The sequence below is a fragment of the Kitasatospora sp. NPDC101157 genome (genome assembly GCF_044768255.1).
Taxonomy (GTDB): domain Bacteria; phylum Actinomycetota; class Actinomycetes; order Streptomycetales; family Streptomycetaceae; genus Kitasatospora.
On record NZ_JBIWPL010000002.1, the window covers coordinates 515,397 to 534,939 of the forward strand.

At 74.5% G+C, this 19,543-nt stretch carries 16 protein-coding genes and 1 pseudogene; 10 read left to right on the plus strand and 7 right to left on the minus strand.

Annotated elements, in window-relative coordinates; translation table 11 throughout:
- Positions 1 to 18 precede the first annotated feature (18 nt).
- Complete coding sequence (locus tag ACIRVF_RS05665) at positions 19 to 2,421, minus strand: ATP-binding protein (RefSeq protein WP_402814136.1); 2,403 nt, start codon at positions 2,419 to 2,421, stop codon at positions 19 to 21.
- Between the two features lie 494 nt (positions 2,422 to 2,915).
- On the opposite strand from ACIRVF_RS05665, the gene ACIRVF_RS05670 reads away from it, so the two are divergent.
- A complete protein-coding gene (locus tag ACIRVF_RS05670) occupies positions 2,916 to 4,268 on the plus strand; it encodes an MFS transporter (RefSeq protein ID WP_402814138.1) in 1,353 nt (450 codons plus the stop codon).
- Between the two features lie 67 nt (positions 4,269 to 4,335).
- On the plus strand, positions 4,336 to 5,184 hold the full coding sequence (locus ACIRVF_RS05675; RefSeq protein WP_402814140.1) for an SAM-dependent methyltransferase: 849 nt from the start codon (positions 4,336 to 4,338) through the stop codon (positions 5,182 to 5,184).
- A 25-nt stretch (positions 5,185 to 5,209) separates the two neighbouring features.
- Here ACIRVF_RS05675 and ACIRVF_RS05680 read toward each other — a convergent pair whose 3' ends face one another.
- The gene (locus ACIRVF_RS05680; protein ID WP_402814142.1) at positions 5,210 to 6,403 is read right to left on the minus strand and encodes a CapA family protein; all 1,194 of its coding nucleotides are present in this window, start codon (positions 6,401 to 6,403) and stop codon (positions 5,210 to 5,212) included.
- A 270-nt stretch (positions 6,404 to 6,673) separates the two neighbouring features.
- Here ACIRVF_RS05680 and ACIRVF_RS05685 point away from each other — a divergent pair, with 270 nt between their 5' ends.
- From ACIRVF_RS05685 to ACIRVF_RS05720, 8 genes and pseudogenes are all read left to right on the plus strand, one after another.
- Positions 6,674 to 7,315, plus strand: coding sequence for a DUF4360 domain-containing protein (locus tag ACIRVF_RS05685; protein ID WP_402814144.1), 642 nt, complete (start codon positions 6,674 to 6,676; stop codon positions 7,313 to 7,315).
- Between the two features lie 175 nt (positions 7,316 to 7,490).
- Positions 7,491 to 9,170 carry a purple acid phosphatase family protein gene (locus ACIRVF_RS05690; RefSeq protein ID WP_402814147.1) on the plus strand — a complete coding sequence of 560 codons (1,680 nt, stop codon included), beginning with the start codon at positions 7,491 to 7,493 and terminating at the stop codon, positions 9,168 to 9,170.
- A 110-nt stretch (positions 9,171 to 9,280) separates the two neighbouring features.
- Positions 9,281 to 9,508, plus strand: a pseudogene (locus tag ACIRVF_RS05695) (hypothetical protein); the annotation flags it as partial.
- 386 nt (positions 9,509 to 9,894) lie between these two features.
- On the plus strand, positions 9,895 to 10,938 hold the full coding sequence (locus tag ACIRVF_RS05700) for a beta-ketoacyl-ACP synthase III (protein WP_402814150.1): 1,044 nt from the start codon (positions 9,895 to 9,897) through the stop codon (positions 10,936 to 10,938).
- 118 nt (positions 10,939 to 11,056) lie between these two features.
- A complete protein-coding gene (locus ACIRVF_RS05705; RefSeq protein WP_402814153.1) occupies positions 11,057 to 11,290 on the plus strand; it encodes an acyl carrier protein in 234 nt (77 codons plus the stop codon).
- Positions 11,290 to 12,258 (plus strand): alpha/beta fold hydrolase, encoded by a 969-nt coding sequence (locus tag ACIRVF_RS05710; RefSeq protein ID WP_402814155.1) that lies wholly within the window; start codon positions 11,290 to 11,292, stop codon positions 12,256 to 12,258. Before ACIRVF_RS05705 ends, ACIRVF_RS05710 begins: the two co-directional genes overlap by 1 nt.
- A 36-nt stretch (positions 12,259 to 12,294) precedes the next feature.
- Complete coding sequence (locus ACIRVF_RS05715) at positions 12,295 to 12,966, plus strand: diguanylate cyclase (RefSeq protein ID WP_402814158.1); 672 nt, start codon at positions 12,295 to 12,297, stop codon at positions 12,964 to 12,966.
- Between the two features lie 73 nt (positions 12,967 to 13,039).
- Positions 13,040 to 13,888, plus strand: coding sequence for a DUF1906 domain-containing protein (locus ACIRVF_RS05720; RefSeq protein WP_402814161.1), 849 nt, complete (start codon positions 13,040 to 13,042; stop codon positions 13,886 to 13,888).
- A gap of 9 nt (positions 13,889 to 13,897) precedes the next feature.
- Here ACIRVF_RS05720 and ACIRVF_RS05725 read toward each other — a convergent pair whose 3' ends face one another.
- From ACIRVF_RS05725 to ACIRVF_RS05745, 5 genes are all read right to left on the minus strand, one after another.
- Complete coding sequence (locus tag ACIRVF_RS05725) at positions 13,898 to 14,191, minus strand: hypothetical protein (protein ID WP_402814164.1); 294 nt, start codon at positions 14,189 to 14,191, stop codon at positions 13,898 to 13,900.
- Positions 14,192 to 14,268: 77 nt separating this feature from the next.
- Entirely contained in the window at positions 14,269 to 16,377 is a 2,109-nt protein-coding gene (locus tag ACIRVF_RS05730) for a xanthine dehydrogenase family protein molybdopterin-binding subunit (RefSeq protein WP_402814167.1), read from the minus strand.
- The gene (locus tag ACIRVF_RS05735; protein WP_402814170.1) at positions 16,374 to 17,378 is read right to left on the minus strand and encodes an FAD binding domain-containing protein; all 1,005 of its coding nucleotides are present in this window, start codon (positions 17,376 to 17,378) and stop codon (positions 16,374 to 16,376) included. The genes ACIRVF_RS05730 and ACIRVF_RS05735 overlap by 4 nt, the downstream gene beginning before the upstream one ends.
- Positions 17,375 to 17,944, minus strand: coding sequence for a (2Fe-2S)-binding protein (locus tag ACIRVF_RS05740; RefSeq protein WP_402814173.1), 570 nt, complete (start codon positions 17,942 to 17,944; stop codon positions 17,375 to 17,377). The genes ACIRVF_RS05735 and ACIRVF_RS05740 overlap by 4 nt, the downstream gene beginning before the upstream one ends.
- A gap of 116 nt (positions 17,945 to 18,060) precedes the next feature.
- Positions 18,061 to 19,527, minus strand: coding sequence for a cytochrome P450 (locus ACIRVF_RS05745; RefSeq protein WP_402814175.1), 1,467 nt, complete (start codon positions 19,525 to 19,527; stop codon positions 18,061 to 18,063).
- Positions 19,528 to 19,543: the final 16 nt, after the last annotated feature.

Genomic DNA, 19,543 nt, shown 5'->3' on the forward strand with positions numbered 1-19,543 from the left:
CGCACCGCCGGACAGGCCCTACGCCGAGCGGGGCGGTCGGGGCGCGGGAGGGCAGCTGTCCAGCCGGGCCCGGACGGCGTCGGCGTCCCGGTGCTGGAGGTCCTCCAGGATGGCGAGTCCGCGGTTCCAGGCCGCCCGGGCGGACTCGACGTCGCCGAGCGCCAGGTGGGTGTCCCCGAGGTGGGTGTGGATGTCGGCCTGGAGGAAGTAGTCGCCGACGGCCACCCGCAGGCGCAGGGACTCGTGGTAGGCGGGCAGCGCCTCGTGGTACTCGCCGAGGCGGTGGTGGATGAAGCCGATGCTGTCCCAGATGGACGACTGACCGGGCAGGTTGCCCGCTTCGCGGGCCAGCTCCAGGGCGCGCCGGCAGTGCGGCAGCGCCTCCCGCAGCTCGCCCTGCTGGGCCAGGTACCAGCCGATGCTGTTGAGCGCGAGGGCCTGCCCGGACGGGTCGCCGATCGCCTCGAACAGCGCCAGGGCCCGGCGGGACTCGGCCACCGCCTCGGCGTCGCACCGCTCCTCGCCGTGGGCGATGGCCAGGTCGAGCCGGGTACGGCCCTCCCGGGGCCGGTCGTCGAGCGCCTCGAACAGGCCGAGCGCCAGGCGCAGCTGGCGCTGGGCCTCGGGCTGGCGGCCCTGGGAGCGGTGCACCTGGCCGAGCCAGCGGTGCGCGTGGGCCCGGTGGCCGAGGTCGCCGGTGCGTTCGGCGGCGGCCAGCGCCGTCTCGCTCGCCCGCTGCCACTGCTGCCACAGCCCCGACTTGAGCAGGTAGGGCACCTGGGCGCCGACCAGCTGCCAGGCGTGGACGTCCGCCCCGGTCCGGTGCGCCGCGTCGACGATCCGCTCCAGCACCGGCTGCTCCTCCCGGTACCAGTCGAGCGCCTCCCGCCGGTCGGTGAGCTCCTCGGGACCGACCCCGGTGGCGGGCTCCGTGAGGTCCAGCGTCTGCCAGGAGACGTCGTCGGCGTAGGCGAGGACGGCGGCGCGGTGGGCGGTGTGGAGGTAGTGGTCGAGCATCCGCAGGGTCCCCGCGGCCTGCCCTTCCGGCGGTTCGAGGGCCGCCACCTGCTCGGCGGCGTAGGCGCGCAACAGGTCGTGGAAGGTGTACCGGTCACGCTCCGGCGCGGTGATCAGATGGGCCCGGTGCAGCTCCTCCAGCAGGGCGCGGGTCCCGGACAGCGGCCGGCCCGCGAGGCTCGCGGCCGCCGCCGTGCTGATGGTCGGGCCGGGGTGCAGGCCGAGCAGCCGGAACAGCCGGGCGGCCGGCGGGGTCAGCGCGCGGTAGGACCAGGAGAGCACCACCCGGACGTCGGCGTGGCTGTCACCCGCTGACAGGAGGTCCAGCCGCGCCCGGGAGTCCCGCAGCTCGCGCGCCCACACCTCCAGCGGGGTGTCGGGGTGGTCGGCCGCCCGCGCGGCGGCGATGTTCAGTGCGAGCGGCAGCCGGGCGCACAGCTCGATCAGCTCGTCGGCGGCCTCCTGCTGCTCCGCGACCGCCGCCGCGCCGAGCCGACGGGCGAGCAGTTCGCGCGCCTCCGCGGGGGAGAGCACGTCCAGGGCCAGCGGTACGGCGCCGTCCAGGGCGACCAGCCCGGGCAGCCGGTTCCGGCTGGTGACCACGACCAGGCAGGTGTCGGAGCCGGGGAGCAGCGGGCGGACCTGTTCCGCCTCGCGGACGTTGTCGAGGACGATCAGCGTGCGGGTGCCCGCCAGCCTGCTGCGCAGCAGCGCGAGCTGCCCGTCCGGGTCGGCGGGGACGCGCAGGGCCGGGACGCCCAGCGCGTCCAGGAAGCCGCGCGCCACGTCGGCGGGGTCGACCGGGGCGCGGGCCGGGTCGAAGCCGCGAAGGTTGGCGAAGAGCTGGCCGTCGGGGAAGCGGTCGGCCACCCGGTGGGCGAAGTGCACGGCCAGGGTGGTCTTGCCGACTCCGGCGGTGCCGGCGATCGCCGAGATCACGACCGTGCCGCAGCCGGGGGCCACGTCGACGAGCAGCTCGTCGAGCAGCCGGAGCTCCCTGGTCCGGCCGGTGAAGTGGCGGATGGCCATCGGAAGCTGCCGCGGAGCGGTGGGACCGGTGGGGCCGGTGCGACCGGTCGGAGCGGCGGGGGAGCCGGCGGGGCTGCCCCCGGGTGCCGCGGCCGGTGCGTCCGTCCCGGCCGGCCCGGCGCCCCCGTCCGCTCCGTCCGCTCCGTCCGTCCGGTGCGGCTCCGCGGCCTGCCCGGCGTCCGGGCCCCGCGCCGCCGTCAGCCACTGGGCACGGGTCTCCGGGTCGAGGCCGAGGGCCCCGGCGAGCCGGACCACCGAGGACATCCTCGGGCGTCGCCCGCCCGACTCCAGGGCGCTGATCGACCGGGCCGACACCCCGGACCGCTCGGCGAGTTCGTCCTGGCTCCACCCCGCCGAAAGGCGTCGTTCCCGCAACAGCGCGGCAAAGATCGCAGCCCCCACAGATCCCCCCCGGGTCCCTGTGATCCGCGGCGTCGCCCCGCCCGTCCGACCCGGATCGCGAACGAGCGTAGCCCCACGGCGCCCAAGTGTCAGGTCAACGTCAGGTCAACGTCGTGGTCGGAGCGGCAGTGCCGGGGCGAGGATGAACGTCCGACGGACCGGTCCGGGGATGGACGACCGAACGCCCGCAGGCTCGCTTCGCGTCCGACCGTGGCTCAGGCCCGGGCCGTCGATCCCCCCGCGGCCCCGGCAGGCGCGCACAGCGGCACCCGCGTCGAGGTGGGCGACCGATCCGCCGGTCCGACGCGCGGCGCCCCGCCCGGGTGCCCGCCGCCGGACCGGACCGCAGGGCGCGGCGACGGGGGTGCCGCGCCCGCCGAGACCCCGCGACGGCCGACCGCAGCCCGGCCGTCGCGGGGCCACCGCCTCCGGTTCCGCCGCAGGTCGAACGGTGCCATGCTGAGGCCATGACAGATCACATCGAGACCGCCCCGGTCCGTGGCGGGGTGCAGGACGGGGGCCGGCGGCGGGAGTTGGCGGCGGCGACGGTGGGGTCGGTGGTCGAGTCCTTCGACTGGAACATCTACGCCGTGCTCGCGCCCTACTTCGCCGCCGACCTGTTCGGCCACGGCAAGGGCGGAGTCAGCGGTGTGCTCGCCGCGTACGCCACCTTCGCGGTCGGCTTCGTGGCCCGGCCGGTCGGCTCGTACCTGATAGGACGGCTCAGTGACGCCCGGGGCCGGCGCTTCGCGCTCAGTCTCGGCATGGCGGTGATCGCCGTGGCCGGCCTGGGACTGGCCGTGCTGCCGGGCCAGCGGACCATCGGCGTCTGGGCGGCGGTACTGGCCGTCGTGGTACGGGTGGTGCAGGGCCTCGCCTTCGGCGGGGAGGCGCCGAGCGTCGCCGCGTACGTGACCGAGACCGCCCCGCCCCGGCACCGCTTCGCGTTCAGCTCGGTCTCCTACGGCGGGATCATCGTCGGTTCGCTGCTCTCCTTCGGGGTGCTCACCCTGCTGATCCACACCATCGGCAAGTCCGGCCTGGAGAACGGCGGCTGGCGCTGGGGCTTCCTGGTCGCCGCGCTGCTCGGGCTGGGCGCGGTGTGGGTGCGCCGGGCCGCTCCGGAGAGCGCCGAGTTCCACCGCGCCCGGGCCCGGGTACGGCCGGGCGGCCGCCCGTCCTTCCTGCGCACCGTCCGCGACCACCGCTGGGCGGTGCTCACCGTCTTCCTCAACACCCTGGGCGGCACGGTCGGTTACTACTTCGCCCTGACCTACCTGCCGCAGTACGCCGCCGCCTACCACGTGATCGACAAGGAGCGGGCCGCCTCCTTCATGACGGTGGTGCTGGCGATCGTCCTGGCCACCATGCTGCTCACCGGCGCCGCCGCGGACCGCTTCGGCCTGCTGCCGGTCGCCCGGATCGGCTTCGGACTGCCGATCCCGCTGGTCTGGGTCCTGCTGGCCGGGCTGCGCGGGGGCTGGCTGCCGTTCCAACTGGTGGCCGTGGCGCTGGGGATGATGGTGGCGACGGTCCTCGGCACGCTGAACGTCTTCACCGGACTGCTGTTCCCCACCGAGGTGCGGGCGGTCGGCCTCGGCGTGGTCAACGCGGCCACCATCGCCGCGTTCGGCGGCACCTTCCCGCTGCTCGCCGAGTGGCTGGACCACCACAACGGCTTCGGGGTGATCCCGGTCTACGTCACGGTCTGCACCGCCGGACCGGCCCTGGGCCTGCTGACGGCCATGCGGGTGCCCTCGTTCACCGCCGCGCTCCGGGAGGCGGAAGCGGACATTCAGCGGACACCGGGAACCGCCTGACGGACGCTCACGTCCTGTGGTTGAGTGTGGTCCGGACCGGACGCCGGACGGGGAGGGCGAGGCAGCAGTGGACAGCAGCGAGTCGGAGAGCTGGCTGATCGAGGCCGATTTCGAGCAGCCGCCGCAGGTGGACCTGCGGACCGACCGGGCGCACTCCGCACGGGTCTACGACTACCTGCTCGGCGGGAAGACCAACTTCCCGGCGGACCGCGAGGTCGGCGACCGGGTGCTCGCCGAGCTGCCCGCCGCCCGGGCCGGGGCCGCGGCCGCCCGCGCCGTGATGCACCGGATGGTCCGCCGGCTGGCCGAGCAGCACGGCATCCGCCAGTTCCTGGACGTCGGCACCGGCATCCCCACCGCGCCCAACCTGCACGAGATCGTCCAGGCGGTCGACCCGGCCTGCCGGGTGGTGTACGTGGACAACGACCCCATCGTGCTGGCCCATTCGCGTGCGCTGCTCACCAGTACGCCCGAGGGCCGCACCGCCTACGTCGAGGGCGACCTGCGCGATCCGGCGAAGTTCCTGGCCGACCCGGCGGTGGCAGCCACCCTGGACCTGACCCGGCCGATCGCGCTGACGCTGATCAACATCGTGCACTTCCTCTCCGACGAGGCCGCGCACCCGCCCGTCCGCGAGCTGCTGGACGCGCTGCCCTCCGGCAGCTTCCTGGCCCTGACCGCGGGCACCGCCGACAACGCGCCGGACCAGGTCTCGGCCGGCGCGCGCCGCTACGCGGAGGCCGGCATCGAGGTGCACGCGCGTTCGCATGCCGAGGTGGAACGTTTCTTCGCCGGGCTGGAGCTGGACGACCCGGGCGTGGTCCTGATCGACCGCTGGCACCCGGAGCTGGGCGAGCCCTCGGGCCTGGCGGCCGACGAGGTCTCGGTGTACGGCGGGGTGGGCCGCAAACCGTAGCGCCCCGACCGGGCCGGCCGGGTGGTCACCGCTGCAGCGGCGCCATGGTGAGCCCCGCCGAACCGGCGCCGCGGCTGAGCACCACGGTTCGGACGTGTTCCAGCGCGCGGGCCCAGTCGGCCCGGCCGGGTTCGCGGCGGACGGCCTCGCGCAGGTCGAGCACCCGGTAGGGCGGGCCGAGGTCGGTGATCTGCGGGACGAACTCGGCCCGGCTCACCGTCCACCGCCGACCCGGGCCGGCCGGCGGGCTGACGGTGAAGCGGGCGATCGAGCTCCAGTTGCCGCGCGGGTCCTCCGCGCCGTCGTAGGTGAACATGTGCCCGGCGAGCTGGTCGCCGAGGCCGTACACCGTCCAGGTGTCGCCGATCTTCTCGTACGCCTGCGGGATGTGGGCGTGGGTGCCCAGGATCAGGTCGATGTCGGGCCGGCCCGGGCCCTGCCCGGCCGCGGACAACTCCTTGGCCAGGGTGAGCTGTTGCTCGTTCGGGGTGTCCTGCCACTCGGTGCCCCAGTGGATGCTGACCACCACCAGGTCCGCGCCGTCCGCCCGGGCGGCTCGGGCGTCGGCGAGGATCCGGTCCCGGTCGATCAGGTTGACGGCCCAGGGCTCGTCCCTGGGCGGCGCGATGCCGTTGGTGCCGTAGGTGTAGGCGAGCTGGGCCACCGTGGCACCGCCCGCCCGCAGCAGCGCGGGCCGCCCGGCCTCCTCGGCGGTGCGGGCGGAGCCGGTGTGGGCGAGGCCGACGGCGTCCATCGCGTCCAGGGTGCGGCGGATGCCGGCCGGGCCGTCGTCGAGGGTGTGGTTGGAGGCGGTGTCGCAGGAGGCGTACCCGGCGTCCTTGAGCGCCTTGGCGACCTGCGGTGGGGACTTGAACGCCGGGTACCCGGTGTACGGGCCGCCGTCGGCGCCGTAGACGGTCTCCATGTGGCAGATCGCCAGGTCGGCCGCGCCGATCAGGGGTTTGACCCCGGCCAGCATGGGGCCGAAGTCGTAGCCGGAGCCGCCGGCGTCCTCCTTGGCCTGCTGGATGATCTCGGTGTGCGGCAGCACGTCGCCGGTGGCGAGGACGGTGAACTCCCGTGGCCCGGTCGGGGTGGGCGTCGGTGCGGTGCTGCCCGGGGCCGCGGCCTGCCCGGACGGGTGCGGGGCGTCGCAGCCCGGGAGGGCGAGCAGCAGGGCGAGGGCCGTGACGGCGGTCCGGCGGCGGGAGAGGGACATGGTCGGCTCGTCTCACGATCGGAAGGTGTGACCAACCCTCCGACTATGCGGGCGCCCGCTCCGCGGGCCGTCGGCCCCACGCCCGCAGGTCACCCGGGGGGCTCTGGAGCCCGGAGACAGTGACCATGCGTGACCCCTTGTACACGGTCCGCGGATGTGCTGACATATGCACGTCAATTTCGACGAGGGGTCGCGTGGGAAGCGCCCGGACCGCGTCGCGCCGTCGCGCCGCGCCGCCCCTGCCTCCGTGGACGACCGAAGGGGAAACCCATGCTGCTCCGCACCCTGGCCGCCGCGGCCGCCGTCTCCGCCGCGGTGGTCGGCTCACCGGCCTCCGGTGGCGACTCGCTGCCCACCCCGCCGGACCGGATCGTCATCGACGTCGCGACCGTCAACGGCTCCGGCTGCCCGGCGGGTTCGGCCGCGGTGGCGGTGTCGCCCGACAACACTGCCTTCACCGTGACGTACAGCAGCTACCTCGCCCAGGTGGGAGTGGGCTCCAAGCCGACCGACTACCGGAAGAACTGCCAGCTCGACCTGCGGGTGCACGTCCCCCAGGGCTTCACCTACGCCATCGCCTCCGCCGACTACCGCGGCTTCGCCCATCTGGAGAACGGGGCGAGCGGCATCGAGCGGGCCAACTACTACTTCCAGGGGGACTCCGGCACGACCTACCGGAGCCACCGATTCAACGGCCCGACGGACGACAACTGGCAGGCGACCGACAGCGTCGACGTCGCCGCCCTGGTCTGGGCCCCGTGCGGCGAGGAGCGCAACTTCAACATCAACACCGAACTGCGCGTCTCCGCCGGCACCTCGGACCCGGCCGGCACCACCAGCTTCATGACCATGGACTCGACCGACGGCAGCATCAACACCGTCTACCACCTCGCCTGGAAGCAGTGCCCCTGATCCCCGGCGCGCCCGGCCCCGGCGGTGCCCCGGCCGCCGGGGCCGCGGCGTGCCCGAAGGTGATCGGCCGTCAGGAAAACCATCGTCTTTGCATGCTCATGCCGTTACAGTGCTGCGGGTCCCGCCCCCCCGCCCCCTCTCCATGCGAACGGGCCCACTCGGCAGACGGAGCGCCATGACCATCGCACGCAGGTCCATCCTCAAGGGCACCTCGGCGGCCGGAGCCGCCCTGGCCGTCGGCGGCGCCGTCGCCCAACCGGCCTCGGCCTCCGACGGGCCGACCGAGGGACGGGACGGAGCACCGGCCGACACACCGCCGGCCGGAAGCCCCGACGGCCCCGCGAGCCCGCTGCTCCAGGCCCGCCCGCACCGGATCGGCACCCCCAGCGTCAGCGGCCTGCACCTGCAGTTCGGCACCGATCCCGCCACCGAGATGACCGTCTCCTGGATCACCCCGCAGTCCGTCCGCCGCCCGCAGGTCCGGCTCGGCTCACCCGACGGCGGCCTCGGCAAGGTGGTCCGGGCCGAGACCCGCACCTACCGCGACGCCCTCGGCAAGGACGAGGTGTACGTCCACCACGCCGAGCTCACCGGCCTGCGCCCGGGCACCACCTACCTCTACACCGCCGGACACGACGGCACGAGCCCCGAGAGCGGAAGCTTCACCACGGCCCCGCGCGGTCGCACCCCCTTCACCTTCACCAGCTTCGGCGACCAGGCCACCCCCAACCTCCGCCGCCACCTGTCCTTCCCCGACGGCATGCCCTCCCCGCTCGGCAAGTACCCGGTGTACACGAGCAACCAGATCGGCTCCCCGTACGCCGCCGACATCGTCGCCGCCGTCGAACGCGTCGGCCCGCTGTTCAACCTGGTCAACGGCGACCTCTGCTACGCCTCCTACAGCGGCCGGCACGGCGGGAGCCGCACCGCCACCTGGGCCGACTGGTTCATCAACAACAGCCGCTCTGCCCGGCTGCGCCCCTGGATGCCCTGCGCCGGCAACCACGAGAACGAGGGCGGCAACGGCCCGATCGGCGCCGACGGCTACCAGACCTACTTCGCCCTCCCCGACTCCACCGCCGACCGAGACCGGGAGACCCGGGGCATGTGGTACGCCTTCACGGTCGGCTCGGTGCGCTTCATCAGCCTCGCCAACGACGACGTCGCCATCCAGAACTCCGGTGACAGCTATCTGCGCGGCTACTCCGGCGGAGCCCAGCAGCGCTGGCTGGAAAGGGAGTTGCGCACGGCCCGGAGCAACCGGGCGATCGACTGGATCGTGGTCTGCATGCACCACCCGATGATCTCCAGCTCCAAGCACGGCTCCGGCAGCGACCTCGGCGTCCGCGAGGCCTGGGGCCCGCTGTTCGACGCGTACGGGGTCGACCTCGTGGTCAGCGGCCACGAGCACTACTACGAGCGCTCCCACCCCGTCCGCGGCACCCTGCCCAACGACGCCCGCACCCCGGTGCCCACCGGCACGGACCCCGCGGTCGCCGACACCCGTCGCGGCACCGTCCACATGGTCATCGGAGCGGGCGGCAACGCCGCCACCACCCAGGACGACCTGTTCGAACGCCCCCAGGGCCGGGTGGTCATCGGCCTGGAGGACAAGCCCGCCCCCGGCGCCCCCTACCGGGAGTCGATCTGGCTCACCGAGGACGCGCCCTGGGCCGCCTACCAGGACCGGACCCACACCCACGGCTTCGCCGCCTTCGAGGTCGACCCCGGCGACCGCCGCGGCGGCACCACCACCATGCGCGTCACCTACTACACCTTCGACGGCCCGCACGCCGACCTCACCCCGGTCGACACCTTCACCCTCCACCGCCCCCGCACCGACGGCCACGACTGACGCGGCCCCTGCCGAGGGATTGCCACCGCACCCCCGGGTAGGCGCACCCACGCGCCCGGGGTGCCGGCCGTCGGGGCCTGCGCCCGCGGGGACGCGGAAGGAGCGTCGTGATGACGAACGAGGAGACCGGTCACGTCACCGGCACCAAGGACAAGGACTACAACCTGCTCTGGTACGTCGAGGCCTGCCTGAGCAACGCGCTGCGGATGGAGGCCTACCTGAAGGACGCCGAACGGGACGGCGACGACGAGGTCGCGGACCTGTTCCGCAAGGCGCAGGCCGACAGCCGCAAGGGCGCCGAGCTGGGCAAGCGGCTGCTCGCGAGCCGCCTGTCCGGCTCCGGCTCCGGCTCCGGCATCACGGACACCGGCACCACCGCCCCGGGCAGCGGCACGGGCAGCGGTGAGGGCAGCGGTGAGGGCAGCGGTGAGGGAACCGCCACGGTCCCCGGCGAAGCCGGCGCCACCGGTGGCTCCCCGGCGCCCGCGGGTGATCCGGGCGCTCTGCCACAGGATCCGGGCACGCCGTAGCACAGGGCCGGGCCCGGTGCACCCGACTCACCGGGCCCGATCCGCCGTTCGGGGGGCAACGGCCGCTTCCCGGTGTGGCTCCGGGAGCGGCGTCAGGAGCGCTCCTCTATGAATTGACCGGCGGGTCCGGCCGCTGCGGCAGCGGAGCGGACGCCGCCTTTCCGATGTGTGCGTGTCCGACCGAGGGAGCTCCCGTGACCGACACCCCCTGTGCCCCGGACCGCGGCCGCGGCGCCGCTGCCGTACTGACCGGGCTGGGGGCGTGGCTGCCGCCGCGCCGCGTTCCCAACAGCGAGGTGTGCACCCGCATCGACAGCTCGGACGAGTGGATCCGCGAGCGCATCGGCATCGCCGAGCGCCGGATCGCGGAAACGCACATCGCCACCGGGGACATGGCCGTGGAGGCCGGGTCGCGGGCGATGGCCTCCGCCGCGGTCGGCAGTGTGGACGCGCTGGTCCTGGCCACGAACACCCCGGACCGGCCGTGTCCCGCCACGGCGCCCTGGGTCGCCCACCGGCTGGGCCTGCCCGCGGTGGCCGCCTTCGACGTCATGGCGGGCTGCTCCGGTTTCGTGTACGCCTGCACCGTCGCCGCCGGCCTGATCGCCTCGGGCACGGCACGCCGGGTGCTGGTGATCGGCGCCGAGACGATGACCTCCCTGGTCAACCCGCTCGACCGGGCCACCGCCCCGATCTTCGGCGACGGGGCCGGCGCCGTGGTCCTCGAAGCGGGCCCCTCGCACGCCGAGGGCGCTCTGGGGCCGGTGGTGTGGGGCAGCGACGGCGCCCTCTCGGACGCCATCGCCGTACCCGTCGGCGGCGCGCGCGGACGCCACCGGCGGAACCGGACGGCACCCGGGGAGCACTTCGTGCACATGAGCGGCAACGAGGTCTTCCGGCACGCGGTGCGCAGGATGACGGCGGCCGCACGGGACGCGGCCACCGAGGCGGGCTGGGCGGTCAGCGACGTCGACCGGCTGATCGCCCACCAGGCGAACCACCGCATCACCGCCACGGTCGCCGACATGCTGGAGATCCCCGCGGCCCGCGTCCCGACCAACATCGAGCAGGTCGGCAACACCGCGGCCGCCTCGGTGCCGCTGCTGCTGGCCCACGCCGCCGACCAGGGGGAGCTGAAGCCCGGGCACAAGGTGCTGCTGGTCGCCTTCGGCAGCGGTCTGGCCTGGGCGGCCACCACGCTGGTGTGGCCGGCCGGCCTCTGCGCCCGTCTGGCCTGACTCCGCCCATCCCGAACCCCGCCCATCCCGAACCCCGCCAGTCCCGAACCCCGCCCGTCCTGCCTGCCCGCGGCCGCCGCGTCCCGGGCAGGCCGACTTCCACCGGAGGGAACCGCGCATGACGTTCGAGCAAGTCAAGGAGATCCTCACGGACCGGTGCGGCCTGCCGTCCGCGCCCCTCACGCCCGACGCCCCCCTCGCCAGCGCGGGCGTCGACTCGATGGCCCTGGTGGTGCTCTCCCTCCACCTGGAGGACCGTTTCGGCGTGGAGATCAGCGAGGACCAGCTGTCCGCAGCGACCTGCGTGGACGACATGGCCAAGCTCATCAGCCGGTACGCGGAGAGCCGTTGATGACCCGTCCGTCCCCGACCGGCCCCGCCGGGGACACCACCCCGGCCGAGGAGCTCCACCACCTGCGCTGGCAGGACATGAACTACGTCTGCCGGATCGTGCACACGGACCCGGGCGCCGGGCACTGGCGCGGACCGCACCCGGTGGCCGAACCCCTCCTGCTGCTCGGCGGCGCCCTCCAGGACATGTACGCCTGGCCCCGCCTGGAGCGGAGCATCGCCCCGCACACCCCGGTGATCCTGGTCGACCTGCCCGGCTCGGGCCTCGCGGACGACCTGCCCGAGGAGGAGGGGTTCGACACCCTGGCCGCCGCCGCCCTGCACCTGCTGGACGCCCTCGGCCTGGCCCGGGTCAACGTCCTCGGCGCCTCCTACGGAGCACCGATCGCCTACCGGATGGCCCAGCGCCGCCCGGACCGGGTGAGCCGGCTGCTGCTGGCCGGAGCCACCCACCGGGTGACCGGCACCATGCGGGCGTTCCTGCGCGAGGCGGTCAGCCACATCGAGGGGAGCCTCCCCGGACCGGGCGAGTCCCTGGACGACGCCTGCCCGGCACTCGGCCCCTACGCCGACCGCCTGGTGAGCTACCTCGTCAACACCGAGGAGCACCGGCGCGTCCAGCAGTCGGCGGCGGTGCAGCGGCTGCTGCGCAAACAGGCCCTGCGCACCACGTGGCGGCAGGCCCGGCGCCACGCCGCGTGCCACCGCCGGGTCCTGGAGCCCGCCCTCCTCCCGCAGGGCGGCGTCACCGGCGTCCCCGCCCTGGTGTTCACCGGGGAGCACGACATGACCACCTCCCCGCGGCAGAACCGGGACGTGGCCCGGACCATTGCCGGCTCCACGCTGGTCCTGCTCAAGGAGGCGGACCACATGGCCCACCTGGAGCGCGACGCCGAGTACGCCCACCTCGTGCTCCGGTTCCTGCGCGACGAACCGCTCGACGGCCTGGACTTCGCGTACACCGCCTGAGCACGCCAGAACCCCGCCGGACGAGAGAGCGAACCCATGCCCAGGACACCCGCCCGCCCGTGGCGACAGTGGCGCGCCGCGACGGAACTGACCACCGGTCCGTCCGACGACGTGGAGAACGCCAGCCGGCGCTTCCTCCTCTACGGAGTGCTGCCCCTGTGGTTCGCACCGGCCGTCGGCGACTGGGTCATGCACCGCCGCTCGCGCATCGAGGACACCAGCGGCCTGCGGGAGTCCCTCGTGCACGCGCTGATGATGGCCGAGGCGGGCACGCCCGTCGTGCTCGGCCTGGTCGCCGAGGTCAACCCCCTGGTCCTGGCCACCATGGGAGCCGCCGCCCTCGCCCACGGAGCCACCGCGCTCTGGGACGTCACGATCGCCACCGGCCGACGCGACGTCACCCCGCTGGAACAGCACATCCACAGCTTCCTGGAGGTGCTGCCGCTCACCGCGGTCGCCTTCACCGCCTGCCTGCACTGGGACCAGGTCCGCTCACTGGCCCGCGGCGGAGGCACCTGCCGGGCCTGGCGCCTCAACCCCAAGCCCCACCCCCTGCCCGCCCGTTACCTGGCCGGCTTCGCCGCCGCCACCGCGGCGCTGGTCGCCCTGCCCTACGGTGAGGAACTGCTGCGCTGCGCCCGGGCCGAGCGCCGCCGGGCCGCGGTCCAGGACCTGTCCGAGCCCGCGGACGGCTCCCCGGTGTCGTGATTCCGGGTGAACCGGCCCGGCGCGCCGTGACGGTGGGCCGCGAACTCCCGGTGCGGAGGGCTAGGACGGGGGAATGCGTCTTCTTCCCCTGGCCGCGCTCCTCGCGGCCCCGCTCGTCCTGTTCCCCGTCGCCGCCCCCGCGCAGGCCTCCCCGGTCCTCCCGCCGGGGCCCGTCGCCGCCGTGCCGTTCGACGGCACGGAACCGCCGCCCGAGTACCGCTACACCGGCGCCGGGTTCGACGCCTGCTCGGCCCCGCCGGCCGAGGCCCTGTACGTCTGGCGCACCGCCTCGCCGTACGGCGCGGTGAACATCTACAGCAGCGGCAGTCAGCGCGCCTGCCGGCAGACCCGGCTGACGCCGGACTGGGTCGCCACCGTCCGGGCGATGGGATGGAAGCTGGTGCCCACCCACGTCGGCCTCCAGGCGCCCTGCGCCAAGCGCCCGGACAAGCCGCTGCGGATCGACCCGGACCGGGCCGAGGAGCAGGGCGGGCAGGAGGCGGACGAGGCGGCGGCCGCGCTGGGGGCGCTGGGCCTGGGGCCGGGCAGCCCCGTGTACCTCGACATGGAGGCCTACCCGGTGGGCGACGCGGTCTGCAGCCGGGCGGTGGTCGACTTCACCGTCGGCTGGACCAAGGGCCTGCAGGCGGCCGGCTACCGCTCCGGCTTCTACTCCAGCACCGACTCCGGCATCGCGGACCTCGTCGCCGCCGCCCGGGCCGGCCGGGCCCCGATGCCCGACGCCATCTGGTACGCCCGCTGGGACGGGCGCCCCGCGACCACCGGGCAGCCCGGCCTGCCCGACGACCTGTGGGCCGGCCACCGCATCCACCAGCACCGGGGCAGCGCCGACGAGACGTACGGCGGGGTGACCCTCAGCGTCGACCCCGACGCCCTGGACGGACTGGTGGCCGGTCCCTGAGGGTGGGTCCTAATCGGTGTCCTCCGCGGCGCCGGGCGGCGCGTGCCGCTCGGCGTCGCGGCACGCCCCGCAGGCGTTCCAGTACGGCCAGGGCCGGCCGTCGATGGTGGTCCGGTTGGGCGCGAGCGTCATGTCGGAGGTGTCCCGGCCGCACAGGGTGAGCGGGCCGCAGACGCCGGAGGCGTCCGCGGGGGCGGCGTGCGCGAGGCGCACCGGGTTCTCCGGGTCGGCCGGTTCCTGGTCGATGCCGAGGAGCCGGACATTGGTCGGAGTGTCGGGTTCGAGCACGGTGACGGTGTCCATCTCCTCAACCTCGCCCCGGAAGCCCGATGTTGCACGCGCACGGTGGCATCCGGACCAGTCGGCGGCCGGAGGCCCGGTCAGCGACCGGGCCGGTCCTCCAGCGCGTGCAGGACCTTGTCCAGGGTGATCGGCAGGTCCCGCACCCGCACGCCGCAGGCGTGCCACACCGCGTTCGACACCGCGGCGGCCGTGCCGACGATCCCGATCTCCCCGATGCCCTTGGACCCCATGGCGTTGACGTGGGGGTCGTGCTCGGCGAGCCAGTAGGCCTCGATCTCGCCGACGTCCGCGTTGGCCGCGATGTGGTACTCGGCGAGGTCGTGGTTGACGACGTGACCGGTGCGCGGGTCCAGCACGCTCTGCTCGTGCAGCGCCATGGACAGACCCATCGTCATCCCGCCGATGAACTGCGAGCGGGCCGTGCGCGGATTGATGATCCGGCCCGCGGCGAACACGCCGAGCAGACGCGGCACCCGCACCTCGCCGGTGTCCAGGTGGACGTGCGCCTCGGCGAACTGCGCCCCGAAGGCGTGCATCGCGTGGCGGTCGTCGGCCGGTTCGACGCTGCCGGACGCCTCGGCCCCGTCCGGCGGCTCGCTGCCGTACTTCGCGCGGAAGGCGCCCGCCGCCTCGACGACGGCGGAGCCCCAGGTGGTCATGCCCGAGGAGCCCCCGGCCACCGAGGCCACCGGGTAGTCGGTGTCACCGATGCGCACGTCCACCAGGGCCACCGTCACGCCGAGGGCGTCCGCGGCGATCTGCGCCAGAGTCGTCCAGGTGCCGGTGCCGAGGTCGGCCGCGCCGATCTCGACGACGTAGCGCTCCCCCTCCCGCCGGACCGTCGCCGTCGACTTCGGCATCCGGCTGACCGGGTAGGTGGAGGCGGCCACGCCCGTGCCGACGAGCCAGTCGCCGCGGCGGCGCACCCCCGGCCGCGGATCGCGCTCCGACCAGCCGAACCGCACCGCGCCCTCCCGCAGACAGCCGACCAGGTTGCGGCTGGAGAAGGGCTTGCCCGAGCCGGGTTCGACGGCGGGCTCGTTGTGGATCCGCAGCTCGACCGGGTCCAGGCCCAGGCGCTCGGCGAGCTCGTCCATCGCCACCTCGGGGCCGAACATGCCCGGGCACTCGCCAGGGGCGCGCATCCAGGACGGCACCGGGACGTCCAGGGCGGCGAGGCGGTGGGTGGTCCACCGGTTCGGCGAGGCGTACATCATGCGCGCCGGGACACCGCTCTGCTCGGCGAACTCCTTGATGCGCGAGGTGAGTTCGACGACGTCGACGGCCAGGGCGGTGATCGTGCCGTCCCGGTCCGCACCGAGCCGGCAACGCTGGATGGTCGGGGTGCGGTAGCCGGCCAGCGAGAACATCTGCTGCCGGGTCAGGGCCAGCCGAACGGGCCGACCGGGGAGCGCGCGTGCGGCCATGGCGGCCAGGACCACGTTGACGTGCGGCTGGCCCTTGGAGCCGAACCCGCCGCCGACGTACGGGCACACGACCCGCACCCGCGCCTCGTCGAGGCCGAACACCGAGGCCAGGACGGAACGGGTCGGGTGCACGCCCTGGGTGGAGTCCCACAGGGTGAGGAAGCCCTCGCCCGCAGGGTCCCAGAGCGCCGCCGTGGCGTGCGGCTCCATCGGGTTGTTGTGGTACATCGCGGTCGTGTACGTCTCCTCGACGCTCACCGCCGCGGCCGCCATCGCGGCGTCGACGTCGCCCTCGGAGGTGTCGGTGGGGAGGTCCGGGTTCACCTTCTCGGGCGCGTACAGGTCCTCGCGGTCGGCCCGCAGCTCGGCGTCGTGCGGTTCCTGCGCGTACTCGACCCGCACCAGGGCGGCCGCGTGCCTCGCCACCTCGGAGCTGTCGGCGACGACCAGCGCGACGACCTGGCCCCGGAAGGCGACCTCCTCGTCCTGGAGGACCGCCAGCTCCTTGTCCTCGGTGGAGGCCAGCCGCTCCGCCGTACCGGGGGTGAGCACCGCGACCACCCCGTCGAGGGCCTCGGCGGCGGCGGTGTCCAGCGCCGTGACGCGACCCCGGGCGACCGTGGCCTGGACGGCGTGCAGGTAGGCGGGGTTCTCCAACGGCGTCTCGTAGGCGTAGGTGGCGGTGCCCAGGACCTTGACGGGTCCGTCCCGGCGGGGCAGGTCGCGGCCGACGGCTTCGGGTTCGCTCGGGAAGGTCATCGGGGGTCCTCTCCTGCCAGGTCGCGCAGGGTCGCGGTCAGGGTGCGGCGCAGCAGCGGGATCTTGAAGGCGTTGCCGCCGTCCAGCCCCTCGGCCGGTCGGGCGTCGGCGAGCTCCGCGTCCGCGGCGCTCCGGTAGCTCCGGTCCGACGCGGGGGCGCCGCGCAGCGCCTCCTCGGCCCGGCGGGCGCGCCAGGGCGCGTGCGCGACGCCGCCGAAGGCGATGCGCACGTCCGTGATCACGCCGTCCTCGACCTCGACCGCTGCGGCCACGCTGACCAGGGCGAACGCGTACGAGGCACGGTCGCGCACCTTGCGGTAGGCCGACCGGCGGGCGATCGGCTGCGCCGGCAGGTCGATCGCGGTGATCAGCTCGCCGTGGTCGAGCGCCGTGTCGCGCTCGGGTGCGTCGCCGGGCAGCCGGTGCAGCTCGACGAAGGGGACGGTGCGCTCCCCGGCCGGGCCGAGCGTCCGCACCTGTGCGTCGAGCGCGGCCATCGCCACGGCCATGTCGGACGGGTGGACCGCGATGCAGTGCTCGGACGCGCCGAGGACCGCGTGGTGACGGGTCCAGCCCCCGATCGCGGAACAGCCGGAGCCCGGCTCCCGCTTGTTGCAGGGAGTCGTGACGTCCTGGAAGTAGACGCAGCGGGTCCGTTGCAGCGGGTTGCCCCCGACCGTGGCCATGTTGCGCAACTGCCCCGACGCGCCCGACAGCAGCGCCTGGGACAGCACCGGGAAGCGCTCGCGCACCCGCGGGTCGGCGGCGAGCTCGCTGTTGCTGACCGCCGCGCCGATCCGGAGGGCGCCGTCGCCGAGCTCCTCGATCCCGGCGGGGAGCAGACCGGCGAGGCCGACGACCAGGCCGGGTTCGACGACGCCGAGCTTGAGGTGGTCCACCAGGTTGGTGCCGCCGCCGAGGAACACCGCGTCCGGATTCCCGGCGACGCTGCGCACGGCCTCCGCGGCGTCCGCGGGGCCGAGGTAGTCGAAGGGCCTCATCCCGCCACCTCCTGGCCGACCGTCCGCCCGGTGGGGGAGACCCCGGCCGCCTGGAGCACCGCGGTCACGATGTTGACGTAGGCGGCGCAGCGGCACAGGTTGCCGCTCATCCGCTCGGCCACCTCGGCGCGGTCCGGTCGCGGCGCTCCCGGGCTCTCGGTCACGGCGCTGGGCCAGCCCATCGCCAACTCGTCGAGCGCCCCGACCGCCGAGACCACCTGCCCGGGGGTGCAGTAGCCGCACTGGAGCGCGTCGCAGTCGACGAAGGCCTGCTGCACCGGATGGAGGCCGCCCCCGATCGGCTGCCCGGCGGCGTCCGCGTCAGGGGCGAGCCCCTCGGCGGTGACCACCTCGGCCCCGTCCTGGGTGACGGCGAGCGTGAGGCAGGCCAACACGCGCCGCCCGCCGGACAGTACGGTGCACGCCCCGCACTGCCCGTGGTCGCAACCCTTCTTGGGGCTCGTGATCCCGAGCCGTTCCCGCAGGGCGTCGAGCAGGGTCGTGCGTGTGTCGACGATCAGTCGACGCGCGGTGCCGTCGACCCGAACGGTGATTTCCCTCTGCATCGCTGCAGCGTCCCCGGTCCCGGTCGCCCCCACACGGCGCACGCCCCCGCGTCACACCGCCGGCGGCAGGACGGCGGTCGGGGAACCAGTCGGTCCCCCCGACCGCCGGGGTGCGGTCAGCGGCGGAACAGGCCGGTCAGCGCGTCCCACCAGCTGCGGCGCTGCGCCGGGACGGTCGCGGCGGAGGCGGCGGCCGCTCGCTGGGTGGCCTCCAGGGCCCGGGCGGCGAGCTCGCGCTCCTCGGCGGCCCGGGCCTCCGCCGCCCGTTCGGCCTCCGCGACGGACTCCGGGTCGGGCTCGATCTCGTGGGCGGTGAACTCCACCGGCAGTGCGGTGAGGTGGCGGGAGATCCAGGCCGAGCTCCAGGTCAACTCCTCCTCGGGGACGGCGAGTCGGAGGTCCGGGAGCAGGGTGAGCAGGATGTCGATCCCGGCCTCGGCGACGTGCCGCCCGATGTCCTGCCCGGGGCACTCGTGCGGTCCGGCGCCGAAGGAGAGGTGCGAGCGGTTGCCGTACAGCGGGGTGGCGAGGTCGGGCCGGACCACCGGGTCCACGTTGCCCGCGGCCAGGCCGAGCAGCAGCAGGTCCCCGGCCTGGATCTGCTGGCCGCCGAGCTCGGTGTCGGCGGTGGCCCAGCGCCCGGCGACCAGCGACATCGGCGGGGAGTCCCAGAGCACCTGGTCCAGCGCCTCACCCAGGGTCATCTGGCCGCCGGAGAGGTGGGCGCGGAAGCGCGGGTCGGTGAGCACCATCTTCAGCGAGTCGGCGATCAGGTTGACGGTGGTCTCGTTGGCGGCGAGCAGCACCACCCGCAGGTGTTCCATCACCTCGTCGTCGGTCAGCCCGGCCGGGTGGGCGAGCAGCCGGCTGGTCAGGTCGTCGCCGGGGCTGTCGTGCTTGATCGCGATGGTGCGGCGCAGGCTCGCCACCACGTACTCGTTGCTGGCGATCGCCGTCTCGGTGCCCTTCATCAGGTCCCTTGCGGCATCGACGAGTTGGGGCCCGTACTCGTCCGGCATGCCGAGCAGCTTGGTCATCACCAGCATCGGCAGGTGCTCGGCGAACTGGGTGATCAGCTCGGCCCGGCCGGTCGGGCCGACCACCTGGACCAGGTCGGTGGTGAAGCGGCGCACGTGGCGGCGGATGCCGCGCCGGTCGAAGCCGTTCAGGCCGTCCAGCAGCGCGGTGCGCAGCCGGCGGTGCTCCTCGCCGTCGGCGAACACGCAGATCGGCTGCCAGGCGACCACCGGCAGCAGCGGGGAGTCGGCCGGGATCTCGTTGTTGCGGAAGGCGTTCCACAGCCGTGAGTCGCGGGAGAACAGCGAGGGGGTGCGCATCGCGGTGATGTTGGCGGCGTGGCCGAGGACCAGCCAGGCCCGGTGGTCGCCGTGCAGCAGCACCGGGGCGACTTCGCCGTACTCGGCGCGCAGCTTCTCGTACAGGCCCGCCGGGTCGGCCTCGGCCTCCGGGCCGTACAGCCGGCGCAGGCCGCCGGGGCCGACCGGTTCGACGGCGCGCCCGTGGGCGGGGCAGCCGGGCGGCGGGACGGGGGTGGCGGCGGCGTCGGGGAACGGGGTGGTCACTGGGTCTCCGGTCGTT

Bases quoted from the DNA above. Each gene is read 5' to 3' on its own strand.
- ACIRVF_RS05670 (WP_402814138.1), top strand. From the start codon at position 2,916: ATGACAGATCACATCGAGACCGCCCCGGTCCGTGGCGGGGTGCAGGAC.
- ACIRVF_RS05680 (WP_402814142.1), bottom strand. From the start codon at position 6,403: ATGTCCCTCTCCCGCCGCCGGACCGCCGTCACGGCCCTCGCCCTGCTG.
- ACIRVF_RS05685 (WP_402814144.1), top strand. From the start codon at position 6,674: ATGCTGCTCCGCACCCTGGCCGCCGCGGCCGCCGTCTCCGCCGCGGTG.
- ACIRVF_RS05690 (WP_402814147.1), top strand. From the start codon at position 7,491: ATGACCATCGCACGCAGGTCCATCCTCAAGGGCACCTCGGCGGCCGGA.
- ACIRVF_RS05705 (WP_402814153.1), top strand. From the start codon at position 11,057: ATGACGTTCGAGCAAGTCAAGGAGATCCTCACGGACCGGTGCGGCCTG.
- ACIRVF_RS05710 (WP_402814155.1), top strand. From the start codon at position 11,290: ATGACCCGTCCGTCCCCGACCGGCCCCGCCGGGGACACCACCCCGGCC.
- ACIRVF_RS05715 (WP_402814158.1), top strand. From the start codon at position 12,295: ATGCCCAGGACACCCGCCCGCCCGTGGCGACAGTGGCGCGCCGCGACG.
- ACIRVF_RS05720 (WP_402814161.1), top strand. From the start codon at position 13,040: ATGCGTCTTCTTCCCCTGGCCGCGCTCCTCGCGGCCCCGCTCGTCCTG.
- ACIRVF_RS05725 (WP_402814164.1), bottom strand. From the start codon at position 14,191: ATGGACACCGTCACCGTGCTCGAACCCGACACTCCGACCAATGTCCGG.
- ACIRVF_RS05730 (WP_402814167.1), bottom strand. From the start codon at position 16,377: ATGACCTTCCCGAGCGAACCCGAAGCCGTCGGCCGCGACCTGCCCCGC.
- ACIRVF_RS05735 (WP_402814170.1), bottom strand. From the start codon at position 17,378: ATGAGGCCCTTCGACTACCTCGGCCCCGCGGACGCCGCGGAGGCCGTG.
- ACIRVF_RS05740 (WP_402814173.1), bottom strand. From the start codon at position 17,944: ATGCAGAGGGAAATCACCGTTCGGGTCGACGGCACCGCGCGTCGACTG.